The sequence below is a fragment of the Streptomyces sp. NPDC039423 genome, from assembly GCF_055598725.1.
This window is the reverse complement of record NZ_JBVKAH010000006.1, coordinates 54,063-69,370: the sequence shown is the minus strand read 5'-3', so window position 1 is coordinate 69,370 and position 15,308 is coordinate 54,063. Positions and strand designations below refer to the sequence as shown.

The window sequence follows — 15,308 nt, the reverse complement described above, 5'->3', positions numbered from 1 at the left end:
CCGGTCCGAACCGGCCACGGCCGCGCCGTCCCCGGGGACGCCCGCCGGCCGTCCCGGTACGGTGACGCGGACCCGGGGCGGCACGGCGGAGGGGCGGGGACACCATGGGCTTGGGCTTGTCCGGCGGAGCGCACCGGAGGGCGGGGCTGTGCCTCGTCGCCGCCACCACGCTCCTCGTCCCGGCGTGCACCCGGGACGCGCGGCCCGACGCACCGACGCGCACCCGGGTCCCGGTGCCCGCCCCGTCCATCCCACCACCGGACGACGTGGCCGGCCTGACCGCCGCCCTGGACCGGGCCTTCACCGGCCGGCGCTCTCTCGCCGCCGGCTCCGGCCCGCTCTCCGCGCACTTCGGCGACACCCTGCCCGGCCCGCCCGCGGGGGTGCGCGGCGTGACGCTCGCGTTCCTGTGCACGGGGAACGCGACGGTCGCCCTGCGCTTCTCCGTCGGCGCCGCCCAAGCCCCGCCCGGGCCCGCCGAGGTGTGCGACGGGTCCCTCGTGCAGCGCCACCTCGACGTGACCCGGCCGGGCCCGGTGAGCATCGACGTCACCGTGAACGGGCCGCACCGGGGCGGCTACGCGTACGCCTCCTACGACTCCTACGCCTCCTACGACGAAGGGGAACCGCTGCCCCGAGCCGCCGGCGCGGCGGCCGTCACGCGGACCCGGTGACCACGGCGGTGATGAAGTACGCGGCCCAGACGACGGGCACCAGCGCCACGTAGGCCAGGGGCCGGCGGTACACCGGCTGCCCCTGGTCCGGAGCCGCGCGGCCGGGCGCGGGGGCGGCCGGGGCGAGCCGGGCGAGGCGCAGATGGGCCACCAGGTTCCACAGCAGGGTGAAGGGCGTGAAGAACACCAGGGAGAAGGGGCTCCACCAGCCCTGCCACAGCGTCTGCGTGGTCGCCGCCCGGACCACGGCGGTCCCGCAGCCACGGCAGAACGGCCCGTCGACCTTCTGGAAGCGCATGATGACGAGGATGCCCTGGTGCGCCCGCACGGACGTGTCGACCGTGGGGTGGCCGCCGCAGAAGCGGCACGCGCGCGGGGCGGCCGGATCGCCGTACACGGGGAGCGGGTACGGCGCGGGCCCGCCGGGGGCGGCGGCCGGCGGGGTGCCGTACCCCTGGGGAAGGGCCTGACCGGCCTGCGGCGGTACCTGGTGGGAGGGCGGCGTGCTCATGGGGACGGGACTCCACGGGGTGTCATCACACGCGCGTGCGTGCGGACGGATGGACGGACGGACGGACGCATGGAGGGAGCGAGGGGTGGGCACCGGCACGTCGTCGCGCGGCTCCGCTCCCCCCGTGGCCCTTCGGCGGACCGCGACGCGCCCGGAGAAAGGATCATGCGTACGGCATGACTATCAACCGGCCGGTCGCTGGTGCAATCGGCGACCGCACCGGGTCCCGCCCTACCCTGGAGGCATGACCGCCTCCGCGGTGACGCTGTTCCTCTGCGGCGACGTGATGCTCGGCCGCGGGGTGGACCAGATCCTGCCGCGCCCCGGAGATCCGGCGCTGCGGGAGGCGTACGTCCGCGATGCCAGGGCGTACGTGGAGCTGGCCGAGGCGGTGAACGGGCCGGTTCCGCGGCCCGTCGGGCCCGGGTGGCCGTGGGGGGACGCGCTGGCGGTGCTGGACGCGTGGGCGCCGGACGTGCGGGTGGTGAACCTGGAGACGAGCGTCACCGGGGACGGGACGTTCGCGGCCGGGAAGGACGTCCACTACCGCATGCACCCCGGGAACCTGCCCGCCCTGGCCGTCGCCCGCCCCCACGCGTGCGTGCTGGCCAACAACCACGTGCTGGACTTCGGCCGGCGGGGGCTGGAGGACACCCTCGACGCCTTGGCCGGGGCGGGCCTGCGGACCGTCGGGGCCGGGCACGACGCGGACGAGGCGTGGCGGCCCGCGGTCGTCCCGCTGGGCGGGCGCCGGGTCGTGGTGACCGCCTTCGGGATGGCGTCCAGTGGCATCCCGCCCGGCTGGGCCGCCACCGGGGACCGGCCCGGGGTCGCCTTCGTGCCGGAGGCCACCCCCGAGGCGGCGGATTCGGTCGTCCGCCGGGTACGGCGGGTCGCGCGGCCCGGTGACGTCGTCGTGGCCAGCGTCCACTGGGGCTCCAACTGGGGCTACGCCACGGGCCGGGACCAGGTCCGGTTCGCCCACGCGCTGGTCGACGGCGGCGTCCACGTGGTGCACGGCCACTCCTCGCACCACCCCCGGCCCCTGGAGCTGTACCGGGACGGGCTGGTCCTGTACGGCTGCGGCGACCTCATCGACGACTACGAGGGCATCACCGGGTACGAGCGCTACCGGGACGACCTCCGGCCGCTGTACCTGGTCGCGGTCGACCCGGGCTCCGGCCGGCCGCCGGACGTGCGGATCGTTCCGATGCGGGCCCGGCGGATGCGCCTGGAACACGCCCCGGACGAGGACCTCGCATGGCTGCGGGCCACCCTGGACCGGATCAGCGGCGGTTTCGGCGCGCACGTCGAACTCGACCCGCGCGGCGCGCTCGTCGTAAGCTCCCGCTGATCCCCAGCGACAGCCTGCCGACCGACCGGCAGGCTTTTTTCGTTCGCCCGGCGTGCGCCGCGACCATGAAGCCAAGCCCTTGAGGAGACCGTCGTGAAGCTCGGACTCACCTGTCCCCGGTTCGACTGGCCCGGCGGACCCGCCGCCATCGCGGCCCGGTTCGCCGACGTGGCCCGTGGCGCGGAGGACGCCGGGCTCGACAGCTTCTGGGTGATGGACCACCTCTTCCAGATACCGAACTTCGGCGCCGCCGAGGACCCCATGCTGGAGGCCTACAGCGCCCTGTCGTACGCGGCCGCCCTCACCCGCCGGGTCACCCTCGGCGCGCTCGTCACCTGTGTGACCTACCGTCAGCCCGGGCTGCTGCTCAAGCAGGTGACCACCCTCGACGTGCTGTCCGGGGGGCGGGCCGTGCTGGGGATCGGGGCCGGGTTCCACGAGGACGAGCACCGGGGGCTCGGGTTCCGGCTGCCGCCGGTCGCCGAGCGGTTCGAGCGCCTGGAGGAGACGCTGCGCATCGCCAAGCGGATGTGGAGCGCCGAGGACACCCCGTACGAGGGGAAGCACTACCGACTGTCCCGCACGCTCAACTCGCCCCAGTCGCTGTCGCGGCCCCATCCGCCGATCCTCATCGGGGGCGGCGGCGAGCGGAAGACGCTCCGGCTGGTCGCCCGCTACGGCGACGCCTGCAACCTGTTCCTCGGCGCCGACGTCCGCCACAAGCTGGACGTGCTGCGCGCGCACTGCGAGGCGGAGGGACGCCCCTACGAGGCGATCGAGAAGACCCTCCACATGCGGGTGCCCGACGGGCAGTCGGTGGACGAGAGCGTCCAGCGCTGCGGCGAACTCGCGGAACAGGGCATCGACCATGTCATCGTCGCCCTGCCGGATCCGTCCACCGACGCCGCCCTCGCCCACCTGGCCGCGCTGGCACGGCAGGTGGCCTGAGAGCGGGCGGACGCCGGTACCGTGCGGACACGACCTAGGCGACCGTGCTGTGGAAGAACCACACACCGGCTGCGAAGGCGGTGCCCGTGGCGATGAGGGCGGTCGCCGCCCCCGCGCCCTTCCACCACGTCAGGAGGCCGGCTCCGATGCCCACCAGGGCGCCCAGCAGGAAGATGAGGGCGGAGCGCTGACTGAGCAGCGGATCGCGGTCGTCGGGCACGTGCGGCTCCCGGTGGGTGGAGGAGGACGGAAGCGGGCGCTCCGTCGGCGGGCAGGCCAAGCGGGGCGCCACGCAGGGAAGTTGAGCAGCACATCGAGTATGACGCAGGAGCCGGCCCCTGGGGGGCGGAACGCTCGGATCAGCGGTGGCGCAGGCTCTGGAGCAGGGCGCCGCTGCTGTCGACCGTCCAGAAGCTCCAGCCGTTGCGGTTGGGGTTCACCTCGGGCTTGAGGGCTTGCAGGACGGCGCTCGCGGCGCCGCTGGGGGTGCGGTACGCGCCGGAGGCGGGGCCGTCGGTCACCGTGAGGGCGCGGGTCACCGGGTCGTACAGACCGGCGATCCGCACCCCGCCGTAGATGGCGTGCACGCGCACCCGCTCACCGCCCGCACTGCCACCGCCCGCGCCACCGCCGCCCCCACCGTCCGCGCCCCCGCCGGAGTCGTCGCCCGCGCCCCCGGCCGCCCCGCCCTCCGGGGCCGCCGGGACGGGCCGCTGGAAGAACTCGACCAGCCGGGCGACCGCCTGACCGGGTGTCACGTTCCAGGCGCGCGCCAGGAGCGTGACCTGGGCATGGGTGGTGTCGTCCACCGGGATGCTGTTGCTCATGGAGCACAGGCTAGCGATTCCTGTGAGGAGATGTGAGGAAACCGGCAAGGTCGTTCGACGATCATGGGAGTCTGTCCCGATGAAGACCATCGGACTGATCGGCGGCATGAGCTGGGAATCCAGCGCGGAGTACTACCGGCTCCTCAACGAGCTCGTACGCGAGCGCCTCGGCGGGCTGCACTCGGCGCGGTGCATCCTGCACTCGGTCGACTTCGCGGAGATCGAGCGGCTCCAGGCGTCCGGTGAGTGGGAGCAGGCCGGGGAAGTGCTCGCCGAAGCGGCGCGGGGGCTGGCCGCGGCCGGGGCGGACCTGCTGCTGATCTGCACGAACACCATGCACAAGGTCGCCGGACAGGTGCAGGACGCCGTGCCCGTGCCGCTGCTGCACCTCGGGGACGCCACCGCCGACGCGGTGCGCGCGGCCGGGGTGAGGACGGTCGGGCTGCTGGGGACCGCCTTCACCATGGAGCAGGACTTCTACCGCGACCGGCTCGCCCGGCACGGCCTCACCGTCCTGGTGCCCGAGGCCGAGGGGCGGGCCGAAGTGCACCGGATCATCTACGAGGAACTGTGCCTCGGAATCGTCGAGGACACCTCCCGCGCCGCCTACCAGCGGGTCATCGGCCGGCTCGTCGCCGACGGCGCCGAAGGCGTCATCCTGGGCTGCACCGAGATCGAGCTGCTGATCGGGCAGGAACACAGCCCCGTCCCGGTGTTCCCGACCACCCGGCTGCACGCCGAGGCCGCCGTCACCGCCGCCCTGTCCCTTTGATCACGTGTGATCACTTCTTCCCCTCGCCTCACGACATGGGTGACTGACCCTGTCCTGGAGTGATTTCGGCCGGTACCGTCCTGTCCAGCACGGCTCAGGGGGAGACCGGGGGGTCGGAGTTGAGCGCTGTACGCATCCATGTCGTCGGGCCGGGGGAGCTCGGCGACGACGAGGCCGATGTCTGGCGCGCACTGCGCGCCACGTCCGGCGCACCCGCCAATCCGTTCATGGAGCCCGAGTTCACGCGCGCCGTGGGCCGGGTACGGCCCCGGGCCCGGGTCGCCGTGCTCCGCGAGGGCGGCGACCCGGTCGGCTTCCTCCCGTACGAGACCGGCCCCCTGGGGCGCGGCCGGGCCATCGGGCTCGGCGTGTCCGACTGCCAGGGGGCGGTGCTCCGGGCGGGGCTCGGCGTCACCGCGCCGGAACTGCTGCGCGGCTGCGGACTGGCCGCCTGGGAGTTCGACAACCTGGAGGCCGGCCAGAGCACCTTCCTGACCGGCGCCGCCGAGGAGTTCGCCGCACCGGTCATCGACGTGACGGAGGGCTACGCCGCGTACGAGGCCGTGCTGCGGGTCCGGTCGCCCACGTTCCTGCGGACCACCCTCGCCAAGGAGCGGCGCCTGGGCCGCCGGGAGGGTCCGGTGCGTCTCGTCCTCGACGAGCGCGACCCGGCCGTACTGCGCACGCTCATGGCCTGGAAGTCCGCCCAGTACCGCCGCACCGGCCGCCGCGACCGGTTCGCCCAGGACTGGATCAGCACCCTGGTGCGCGACCTGCACACCAGCCGCGCCCCTGGCTGCTCCGGCCTCCTGTCCGTCCTGTACGTCGCCGACCGGCCCGTCGCCGCGCACTTCGGGCTCCGCTCCCGCACCGTCCTGTCGTGCTGGTTCCCGGCCTACGACCCCGCGTACGCCCCGTACTCGCCGGGCCTCGTCCTCCACCTCCGCATGGCGGAGGCGGCCGCGGGCGCCGGCATCGGGATGCTCGACCTCGGACGCGGCGCGGCCGAGTACAAGGACGCCCTCAAGACCGGTGAACTGCGCGTGTACGAGGGCGCCGCCACGGGCCCCGGGCCGCTCGCCGGCCTCCACCGGCTGAGCCGTGAACCCGCCCGCCGCGCCCACCGGTTCGTCCGCGCACGGCCACGGCTCGCCCGCCGCGTCCGGCAGGCGCTCGACCGGGCCGGCCGGCTGCGCGGCCGCTGAAGGAGGTCCCATGCCCACGCCCAGGCCGCCCGGGCCCATCGCCGTCGCCGACCTCGACCTCGCGGAACTCGGCGGGGACGTCCTGTCCTTCCACTGCGCCGACACGCCCGAGGGCGACGTCCACGCCCTGGTGCGGCTCCGCGGCCGCCCCGTGGGGACCGTCCTCGGCCACGTCCCGCCCGGCGCCGACCCCGCCCGCACCCTCGCCGCGCTCGCCCGCGAGCGACTGACCGGCCACCGGGAGCCGCCGCCCGAGACGTACGGCGACCTGCCCCGCACGTCCGTCGTCGTCGCCACCCGGGAACGCGCCGGACAGCTCGCCCGCGCCCTGGACTCGCTGCTCGCCCAGGACCACCCCGACTACGAGGTCGTCGTCGTCGACAACGCGCCCCGCACCGGCGCCACCCGGGAGCTGGTCGAGCGCGCGTACACCGGGCGGGTGCGCTACGTGCGCGAGGACGCGCCCGGCCTCGCCGCCGCGCACAACCGGGGCGTCGCCGCCGCCGACGGCACCGTCATCGCCTTCACCGACGACGACGTGGTCGCCGACCCGCACTGGCTCACCGCCCTCACCGGGCCGTTCACCGACGACCCGCGCATCGGCTGCGTCACGGGGCTGATCCTGCCCGCGCGGCTGCGCACACCCGCCCAGGTCCTCCTGGAGAGCCACGGCGGCTTCGCCAAGGGCTTCACGCCCCGCACCTACGACCCGGAGCGGCCGCCCGCCGACCAGCCCCTGTTCCCGTTCACCGCCGGCAGCTTCGGGTCGGGCGCCAACATGGCCTTCCGCGCCACCGCCCTGCGGGACGCGGGCGGCTTCGACCCGGCCACCGGCACCGGCACCCCCGCCAGGGGCGGCGACGACCTGTACGCCTTCGTCGCCGTGCTGGCCGCCGGACACCGGCTGCGCTACACGCCCGACGCCCTCGTCCGGCACCACCACCGCGAGACCTGGCAGGACCTGCGCGACCAGGCGTACGGCTACGGCGCCGGCCTGACCGCCTGCCTCACCGCCCTGGCCGTGCGCCGCCCCGCCCTGCTGCCGGCCCTCCTCGCCCGCCTCCCGCGCGGCCTCGCCCACGCCCGGGCGATGACGGCCGCCCGCACCGCCTCCCCGGGGCCCGCCGCGCCCGGCGCACCCGGCGCACCCGTCACCGGACCCGCCGCGCCCGGGGAGCACGGCGCGTACCACCACCCCTGGCCGCGCAGCCTCTCGCGGCTGGAACGGCGCGGCATGCTGTACGGACCGGTCGGCTACGCCCGCGCGCGGCTGCGCGCCGCCCGCGGCAGAGCCCGGGAGGCGGGATGAAGGTCCCCGTCCCGGTCCTCCTCTACCACGCGGTGACGGACGACCCGCCCCCCTGGATCGCCGAATTCAGCGTCACGCCCCGCGACTTCGCGGCCCAGCTCGACGCCGTCGTGGCGAGCGGACGCACCCCCGTCCCCCTCTCCGCGCTCGCCGGCCACCTGCGCGGGAAGGGCGAGCTGCCGCCCCGGCCCGTCGTCCTCACCTTCGACGACGGCTTCGCCGACCTGCCGGGCCCCACCGCCGAGGCCCTCGCCGCCCGGGACCTGCCCGCCACCGCCTACCTGACCACCGGGGCGATCACCCCCGGCCGGGCCTGTCTCCTGCCGCCCGCGCCGATGATGGCGCTCGCCGAGGCGCCCCTGCTGGAGCAGTACGGCATCGAGGTCGGCGCCCACACGGTCACCCACCCCCAGCTCGACACCCTGCCCGCCCGCCAGGTCCGGCGGGAACTGCGCGACGCCAAGGCCGTCCTGGAGGACGTCCTGGGCCACGAGGTGGCGCACCTGGCCTACCCGCACGGCTACAACAACGGCGCCGTGCGCCGGGCCGCGTCCGACGCCGGTTACGCGTCCGCCGTCGCCGTACGGCACGCGCTCAGTTCGGACGCGGACGAGACGTACCGCATCGCCCGGCTCATCGTGCGCCGTACCCACACGGTCGCCGACGTCGAGGCCTGGATGGCGGGCCGCGGGGCACGGACCGCGCCGTACCGGGACTCACCGGCGACGGTCGGCTGGCGACTGTACCGGCGGGCGAGGGCGACGCTCCGGGGCCGGCCCGCGTTCGCCGGCTGAGAAGGACGTTCCCGTACGTCGCCGAAACGGCCACACGCTGGGGGGAGAGGCACAGTGCAGCAACAACAGCGCGCGCCCGCGCCGGCCGTGGACGCGGCGGCCGGTGACGCGGCGGCCGGGGCCCGGTCCGGAGCGCCGCCGCCCGCCGCCCGGTTCCGCGGCCGGTCCTGGCGGACCGTCCTCGGCTTCCTGCCGCTCCCGCTCGCCGCCGCCCTGTGGGTGTACGCGCTGCCCCGCACCGGGTTCCGCGACATCGGGGACCACGGGCTGCTCGACCGGTTCCCGCCCGCCTATTACGCCGCGCTCCTCACCCTGACCGCGGGGTTCCTGGTCAGCCTGCGCCGTGCCGGCACCGCCCCCGGATGGCCGGCGGCGTACTGCCTGGCGATGCTGGCGGCGCTCAAGGCACCGCCCGCCGTGCTCTACGACTCGGTCCGGTACGCGTGGGCGGCCAAGCACGACGAGGTCATCACCCGGCTGCTGACGGAGGGCACGGTCCACCCGTACACCGAGCTGTCGGGCGGGATGTCGGCGTACGACCAGTGGCCGGGGTTCTTCTCGCTGAACGCCGCGCTGGTACGGGCCTTCGGGGTGGACACCGCCGCGTCGTACGTCAACTGGGCGCCGGTCGTCCTCGGCGTGCTGACGCTGCCCGTACTGCTGCTGGTCTACCGCACCTTCACCGACGACTGGCGCCTGGTGTGGACCGCGGTGTGGATCTTCCAGCTCGCCAACTGGGTCGGCCAGGACTACCTCTCCCCGCAGGGCTTCTCCTACCTGCTGTACCTCACTGTCCTCGCCGTCGTCCTGCGCCACTTCGTCCGCCCCGGATCCGCCGGTCCCCTGCGCGACCGGTCCCGGCTCGACCCGGCGGCGGCCGCCGTCCCGCCGCCCACCGGGACCCGGCAGCGCGCGGTCGGCGTGCTGGTCGTCGCGCCGCTCGTCGTGGCCGTCAACGCTTCGCACCAGCTCACGCCCGTGATGCTGTGCGCCACCCTGCTCGCGCTCTGCCTCACCCGCCGCTACCGCAACGCGGGACTGCTCGTCGTCACCGGCCTGATCATGGTCGCCTGGGACCTGACGATGGGCCGGCCGCTGTTCCTTCAGACGCTGGGCACGCTCCGCGACTCGGCCGGCGATCTCCTGGGCAACTCCCGCGCCGGGTACGCCGGAGAGCCCACCGGCCCCGGACCGGAACTGGTCGGCGCCGCCAACGTCCTCATGGTGCTCACCCTCGCCGCCCTCGCCGGCACGGCGGTGGTGCTGCGCCGCCGGCTGGTCCGCAGCGCCCTGCCGCTGCTCCTGGCGGCCGCCGCGCCGGTCCCGCTGTTCGCCGTGAACGACTACGGCGGCGAGATGCTGTTCCGGGTCTACCTGTTCGGGCTGCCCGGCACGGCCTTCTTCGCGGCCGCCGCGCTGGTCCCGGCGGCCGGCGCCACCGGACGGCCGGTCCGCCTCGCCCGGCGCGCCACCGCCGTCGCCCTGCCCGTGGCGCTCACCGCGCTGCTGGCCGGGTTCCTCCCCTCCTACTACGGCAAGGAGGGCATGCACTACGCCCCGCCCGCCGAGACGGCGCTGGTACGGCGGGCCTACGACCGGGCACCGGAGGGCTCCCTGATCCTCGCGACGACGGGCTCGTTCCCGGGCGCGTACATCCGCTACGACGCCTACGAGCGCTGGTTCTTCACCGAGCAGGACGTGCCCGGGAACCTGGAGATGCTCCGCGACCCGGCCGCCTACCTGGCACGGGGCATTCCGGAGGGCCGCCGGGCGTACGTGATCCTCACCCGGACGCAGGAGGAGGCCGTCACCGGCGAGGGCTATCTGCCCCCCGGCGGCTACGACCGCATGGTGGCCGCCCTGCGGCGCTCCCCGCTGTTCCGCGTGGTGGAGGAGAACGAGCACGGCACCGTCCTGGAACACCGGCCACCGCGATGACGGGGGAGACCGCCATGCAACCGCACACCAGCCACCCGGACGGCACCGGCCGTAACCCCGCCGGGCCGGACTCCGCCGGGCCGCCGCACGCCGGGCCGGACTCCGCCGGGCCGCCGCACGCCGGGCCGTACGGGCGGCCGGATCCCGCCCCGTCGCAGCACGGCCGCCGTGGCTCCGCCCGTCGGCGCGGGGTGGCGATCGGGGCCGTGGCCGCCGCGACCGGGTGGCTCGCGGTCGCCGCCACCCTGCTGCCCGGCGGGTCGCCCCTGCGCTGGGCCCCCGTCCTCCTCTTCGTCACCTTCGGGCCCGGCCTCGCGCTGCTGCACCCGCAGCCGCCGGGACTCCGGCCCGGGGCCCGGCTGGAGGCCCTGGCACTGGCGGCACCGCTCAGTCTGTCGTCGGCCGCGCTCACCGCGACCGCGCTGTTCCTGGTGCGGGGGTTCTCCGCCACGGCGTTCCTGCTGGCGCTGGCCGCGTTCGCGACGGTCGCGGCGGCCCTCCCCGGGGTGCCGCTGCCCGCGGCGACACGCGGCGCGGCCGGGCGCGCCACGTCCGGCGGGGGAGACGGATGAACGGCCGCCGCTCCGGCGGAGCCCGGGCCGGGACGTACACCGCGCTGGTGCTCGCCGTGGTCGGCGCGCTGCTCATCGGGCTCGGCGTCTGGGCGGCCACCCGGTCCGGCGGCACCCCCGGCGACCTGCCCCGCGACGCCGCCTCCGGCGACGTACCGGACGGCCCGTGCGCGCCGACCGCGCTGCTGGAACCGCCGTGCGGAGCCTGGTGGGGCGCCTACGTGCCGTACGCGGCGAACGGCTCCCTCAAGGACGCGGTGCTGGCCTTCGAGCGCCGGATCGGACGCGGGCTCGATCTCGTCTACAACTACCACGACATGTCCGGCACCCCGCTGGACGGACAGCTCCTCACCCCCGACGAGCAGGACCTCGGCCGCGACCGGCTGCTCATGCTGGCGTGGGAGTCCACCGTCTGGACCGAGCCCCACCACGCCGACTGGACCGAACGGCAGCTCGGCTGGAGGAACATCGCCTCCGGCGCGTACGACGAGGAGCTCATCGACCCGCAGGCCCGCCGCGTCAAGGCGTACGGCAAGCGCCTGTTCCTCTCCTTCGACCAGGAGGCCGACTTCCGGATCAAGGAGGGCGCCGGCACGCCCGCCGAGTTCGTCGCCGCCTGGCGCCACGTCCACGACCGCTTCCGGGAGCTGGGCGTGGACAACGTGGTCTGGGTGTGGACCGTCTCCGGATACCTCGGCCACGCCGAGCAGATGAAACGGCTCTACCCCGGGGACGCGTACGTCGACTGGATCGGCATGGACCAGTACAACTACTACCTCTGCCACCGGTCGCCGCACTGGCTGGACTTCGACCGCAGCCAGCGCCCCTCCTACGACTGGCTGCGCGCGCACGTGTCCGGCGACAAGCCGGTCATGCTGGCCGAGTTCGCCACCGCGCCCGACCCCCGGCGGCCGCTGCGCCAACGGGACTGGTACGCGCGGATCCCCGAGGTGGCGCCCACCCTGCCCCGGGTGAAGGCGATGGTCCACTGGAACCGCCCGGTGCCGGGCGAGGGCTGCGACCTGACGGTCGACTCCGGCCCCGGTCTGGAGGGTTACCGGCTGGCCGGACAGGACGACTACTTCGGGCAGCCGGTCCCGCCCCGGTAGCGGCCCACCACCAGTGCCGCCACGGCCACCGCGCCGCAACCCAGCACCATGGGCAGCGCGGCCGCCGCGAACGGCCGCTGCGCCGCCCATCCCGCCACCGCCAGCACCCACACCGCCGCCGCCACGACCCGGCCGCCCACCCCCACCGCTCGCAGCGCCACCGCCGCCAGGCCCAGGCACAGCACCTGGAGCAGCGGTGGCAGCGCGCCGAGCACCAGCTCGCGCCCCGCGGGCCCCACCCCGCCGGCGGCCCACCGCGCCAGGACCCCGGCCCCCGGCCCGCCCACCGGGTCGGGGCGCACGCCCACCAGCGGCGGCGCCGAGTGCAGGGCGGCGACCGTCACCAGCAGGGCCGCTCCGGTCAGGGCGGCACGCGGCCGCTCCAGCGCGACGGCAGCGCAGTGCACGACGACCAGCAGGACGCCCGCCGTGACGGTGACCGGCGGCAGCAGCGCCAGCAGCCCGGCCCCCGACAGGCGGCCGCCCCCGGAGACCCGCTCCCCGCCCCGGGCACCGGCCAGCGGCACCCAGAACAGCACGGCGGACAGCCCCAGCAGCAGCCACAGCCACCGGACATGCCACCGCTCGCCGCCCCCCTCGACGGGCCCGGCCGCCGGTACGCGCCCGGGCGGCCCGAGCGCCCGCTCCGCCGACGCGGCGGCACGCCGGCGCGCCCATTCGGTGCCGTACTCCGGCCCCTCGGCGCCCCTCCCCGCCCGGCGCCGCACCCGCCCCGGCGGCCGGCCGAGCAGCGCCCCGCGCAGTCCGGGAACCGACACCAGTGCCATCACCAGCATCGACAGCAGCACCGCGAGCCCCGCCCCGGCGATCCCGGCCGGGCGCATCAGCACGGCCGCGCCGCCGAGCACCAGCACGCACATCGCGCCCTGGACGAGGGCCAGTACGCCGGTGCGGCCCTGGACGCGCAGCACCCCGATGTACAGCTCCACGGCCACGCGCGGCAGGGCGGCCGCCGCCAGCAGCCGCAGCACGAGGCTGCCGTTCCCGGCGTACGCGGGACCGAACGGTGTCAGGATCTGCGGGGCGAACACCACCAGCACCAGCACCACCGGCACCAGCAGCAGCGCCATCCGCCGCAGCGCGCCGCGCACCCCCTCGGCCAGCGACTCCGGGCTGTGCGAGGCGTGCGCGGTGAGGGACGAGGCCATGTTGATGGCCATGAACTCCATCGTCCCGCCCACCGTGTACGCGGTGTAGAACCAGCCGTTGTGGGCGGCGTCGAAGCGGACGGCGACCATCACCGGCAGCAGGTTGATCATCGCCAGGCTGAACAGGGCGCCCACCGCGTCCCCGGCGAGGAACCGCCCCATCTCGCCGAGGACGGGCGGTTCCCGGTGCCGGTCGGCGGCGGCCTGGCGCGGGATGAGGCGGCGGAAGACCAGCCAGCCCAGCGGCAGTACGGACAGGGCGGTGGCGGCGGCCCACGAGACGAAGATCCCCAGGGCGGGCAGCGCGGTCGCGAAGACGACCAGGAGCAGCAGCTTGCCCGTCGAGAAGACGGCGTTGCCCACCGGCACCCACACCGCCTCGCGCAGCCCGGTGAGCACCCCGTCCTGGAGGGTGAGCAGCGCCCACGCCACGCACGCGACGGTGAAGAACAGGCCCGCGGCGGGCCCGCGCAGCGGCGCGTACGACGGCCCCCACAGGTCCAGCGTCAGCAGGAACGCCACGCTCGCCACCGCCACCACCAGCGAACTCACCGCGTAGGCGCGCCACACCAGCGGCCCCGTCGCCCGGCCGGCGCGCGGCACGTACCGCACCACCGCGCCGATCATGGTCGTGGCGGTGAGGGAGGAGAGCAGCCGCATCGCGGCGATGGCGGCCGAGCCCTGGCCGACGGCCTGCTCCGTGTAGTGGCGGGCGGCGACCAGCCAGAAGCCGAGGCCGAGCGCGGCGGAGACGCCGGTGGAGAGCATGAGGGCGTAGGCGTTGCGGAACAGCGAGTCGCCGCCGGCCCGCCCGTCCCGGGCGGCGCCCGCCGGCCCGGCGGCCCCCGCCCCGGTGCCCCGGCGGACCGCCGTGTCAGCCACCGCGGGGCGGCGCGGGCCGGGCGCCCGAGGCACGCAGGACCTCCAGGACCAGGTCCGCCCGGAGCGGGTCGGCGGGCAGCGCGTGGCGGGCGAACCAGCGGGCCGGCCCCGGCGCGGGGGAGGGGTCGACGAACGGTTCGCCGGCGTAGTCGTCCAGCGGCGGGTCGTAGAGGTAGCCGGTGGTCACCCGGGCCCGGGCGAGCGCGGCGACGGCCGCGTCCCGGTCGGCGACCAGGAGCGGGACGCGGAACAGCGGCCGCACCGGGGCGCCGGGTGCCGCCCACCGGGAGGCGAGGAGCTTCTCCGTGCCGGTGCGGTGGGCCGCCAGTGTCGCGCCGAGGCGCCCCAGGAGCCGCCGGGTGCGCCGCAGCCGGGCCCGCCCGGGGGTGAGCCGGTAGTCGTGCAGGTCGACCCGTACCCAGGAGTGGAAGGGGTCGAGTCCCGGGGCGCCGGCCAGGGCGGTCCTCAGCTCACCGGGGCGCAGGGGCATTCTGATCCCGGCGCGCTCCTCCTTTCCCAGCAGCCGCAGTCCGGCGCGCGCGGCCCGCACCAGGCGCAGGCCCCGCACGGCCGCCTCGGCGTAGGGGCGGACGGCGTGGGCGAGTTCGGCGCCGGCGCGGACGGGGTGCAGCAACGCGTCGCGGGCGCCGGCCAGTTCCGTACGCAGGCCGGCGTCCCGCACCGCGAGGAAGCCGCCGGTCCCGGCGCCGGTGTGCTTGGAGAGGCTGAAGACGGCGGCGTCGCCGTACGTGCCGACGGGCCGGCCGCCGACGGTGCTGCCGATCGCGTGCGCCGCGTCCTCCAGCAGCGGGATGCCCGACGCACGGCATCGGGCGGCCAGTTCCGGCGCGGGGTCGGGGTTCCCGTACAGGTTGGTGGTCAGGACGGCCGACAGCCCGCTCCACACGCTCTCGGGGACGGCCGCCACGTCGATCGAGGCGTCCAGGGGGTCGAGCGGTGCCATGACGGGACGCAGCCCGGCGGCCAGGACGACGAACAGGATGACGTCGTCGTTGACCGGCGACATGAGCACCCGGCCGCCGGGCGGGCACCAGTGGCGCAGCGCCACGTACAGCCCGAGCCGACAGGACGGCACGTACAGGCACTCCCTGCCGAGGCGCCCGCGCATCATCTCTTCCAGAGCGGCGTACACCATGTGGTCCCCCCTGAGCCCCGGCCAATGTGGCCCGAAAGGGACGAGGCCGTCAAGACGGCGAAAGGGCCCGTCCCTTGACGGAACGGGC

Annotated in this window: 15 protein-coding genes; 10 read left to right on the top strand and 5 right to left on the bottom strand. The window is 75.8% G+C overall.

Going from position 1 to position 15,308, the window contains the following annotated elements:
- Nucleotides 1-104: 104 nt before the first annotated feature.
- Entirely contained in the window at nucleotides 105-674 is a 570-nt protein-coding gene (locus ACZ7LK_RS20120; RefSeq protein ID WP_469463405.1) for a hypothetical protein, read from the top strand.
- On the opposite strand, the gene ACZ7LK_RS20115 is transcribed toward ACZ7LK_RS20120, so the two are convergent.
- Nucleotides 658-1,185 carry a hypothetical protein gene (locus ACZ7LK_RS20115; RefSeq protein WP_469463404.1) on the bottom strand — a complete coding sequence of 176 codons (528 nt, stop codon included), beginning with the start codon at nucleotides 1,183-1,185 and terminating at the stop codon, nucleotides 658-660. The two genes, ACZ7LK_RS20120 and ACZ7LK_RS20115, sit on opposite strands and share 17 nt — an antisense overlap.
- Nucleotides 1,186-1,429: 244 nt before the next feature.
- Here ACZ7LK_RS20115 and ACZ7LK_RS20110 point away from each other — a divergent pair, with 244 nt between their 5' ends.
- Both ACZ7LK_RS20110 and ACZ7LK_RS20105 read left to right on the top strand, forming a co-directional pair.
- Nucleotides 1,430-2,539: a CapA family protein gene (locus tag ACZ7LK_RS20110; RefSeq protein ID WP_392275249.1), complete on the top strand. Its 1,110-nt coding sequence runs from the start codon at nucleotides 1,430-1,432 to the stop codon at nucleotides 2,537-2,539.
- Between the two features lie 93 nt (nucleotides 2,540-2,632).
- Nucleotides 2,633-3,487, top strand: coding sequence for an LLM class F420-dependent oxidoreductase (locus ACZ7LK_RS20105; protein WP_469463403.1), 855 nt, complete (start codon nucleotides 2,633-2,635; stop codon nucleotides 3,485-3,487).
- Between the two features lie 34 nt (nucleotides 3,488-3,521).
- Here ACZ7LK_RS20105 and ACZ7LK_RS20100 read toward each other — a convergent pair whose 3' ends face one another.
- Both ACZ7LK_RS20100 and ACZ7LK_RS20095 read right to left on the bottom strand, forming a co-directional pair.
- Nucleotides 3,522-3,707 (bottom strand): hypothetical protein, encoded by a 186-nt coding sequence (locus ACZ7LK_RS20100; RefSeq protein ID WP_392275251.1) that lies wholly within the window; start codon nucleotides 3,705-3,707, stop codon nucleotides 3,522-3,524.
- Between the two features lie 139 nt (nucleotides 3,708-3,846).
- Entirely contained in the window at nucleotides 3,847-4,314 is a 468-nt protein-coding gene (locus ACZ7LK_RS20095; protein ID WP_471142332.1) for a hypothetical protein, read from the bottom strand.
- Nucleotides 4,315-4,393: 79 nt separating this feature from the next.
- Here ACZ7LK_RS20095 and ACZ7LK_RS20090 point away from each other — a divergent pair, with 79 nt between their 5' ends.
- From ACZ7LK_RS20090 to ACZ7LK_RS20060, 7 genes are all read left to right on the top strand, one after another.
- On the top strand, nucleotides 4,394-5,086 hold the full coding sequence (locus tag ACZ7LK_RS20090; RefSeq protein WP_392275253.1) for an aspartate/glutamate racemase family protein: 693 nt from the start codon (nucleotides 4,394-4,396) through the stop codon (nucleotides 5,084-5,086).
- A gap of 119 nt (nucleotides 5,087-5,205) precedes the next feature.
- The gene (locus ACZ7LK_RS20085; RefSeq protein ID WP_471142329.1) at nucleotides 5,206-6,291 is read left to right on the top strand and encodes a GNAT family N-acetyltransferase; all 1,086 of its coding nucleotides are present in this window, start codon (nucleotides 5,206-5,208) and stop codon (nucleotides 6,289-6,291) included.
- A 10-nt stretch (nucleotides 6,292-6,301) separates the two neighbouring features.
- The gene (locus tag ACZ7LK_RS20080) at nucleotides 6,302-7,600 is read left to right on the top strand and encodes a glycosyltransferase family 2 protein (protein ID WP_471142327.1); all 1,299 of its coding nucleotides are present in this window, start codon (nucleotides 6,302-6,304) and stop codon (nucleotides 7,598-7,600) included.
- Complete coding sequence (locus ACZ7LK_RS20075) at nucleotides 7,597-8,394, top strand: polysaccharide deacetylase family protein (protein ID WP_392275256.1); 798 nt, start codon at nucleotides 7,597-7,599, stop codon at nucleotides 8,392-8,394. Before ACZ7LK_RS20080 ends, ACZ7LK_RS20075 begins: the two co-directional genes overlap by 4 nt.
- Before the next feature lie 54 nt (nucleotides 8,395-8,448).
- A complete protein-coding gene (locus ACZ7LK_RS20070) occupies nucleotides 8,449-10,332 on the top strand; it encodes a hypothetical protein (RefSeq protein ID WP_471142324.1) in 1,884 nt (627 codons plus the stop codon).
- Nucleotides 10,333-10,346: 14 nt separating this feature from the next.
- A complete protein-coding gene (locus tag ACZ7LK_RS20065; RefSeq protein ID WP_471142321.1) occupies nucleotides 10,347-10,904 on the top strand; it encodes a hypothetical protein in 558 nt (185 codons plus the stop codon).
- Nucleotides 10,901-12,013, top strand: a complete 1,113-nt coding sequence (locus ACZ7LK_RS20060) for a glycoside hydrolase family 26 protein (RefSeq protein ID WP_469463398.1) — start codon at nucleotides 10,901-10,903, stop codon at nucleotides 12,011-12,013. Before ACZ7LK_RS20065 ends, ACZ7LK_RS20060 begins: the two co-directional genes overlap by 4 nt.
- Here the strand turns inward: ACZ7LK_RS20060 and ACZ7LK_RS20055 are convergent.
- Both ACZ7LK_RS20055 and ACZ7LK_RS20050 read right to left on the bottom strand, forming a co-directional pair.
- Nucleotides 11,983-14,064, bottom strand: coding sequence for a lipopolysaccharide biosynthesis protein (locus ACZ7LK_RS20055; protein WP_471142317.1), 2,082 nt, complete (start codon nucleotides 14,062-14,064; stop codon nucleotides 11,983-11,985). The genes ACZ7LK_RS20060 and ACZ7LK_RS20055 overlap by 31 nt on opposite strands.
- Entirely contained in the window at nucleotides 14,057-15,193 is a 1,137-nt protein-coding gene (locus ACZ7LK_RS20050) for a DegT/DnrJ/EryC1/StrS family aminotransferase (protein WP_471142839.1), read from the bottom strand. The genes ACZ7LK_RS20055 and ACZ7LK_RS20050 overlap by 8 nt, the downstream gene beginning before the upstream one ends.
- Between the last annotated feature and the right edge of the window lie 115 nt (nucleotides 15,194-15,308).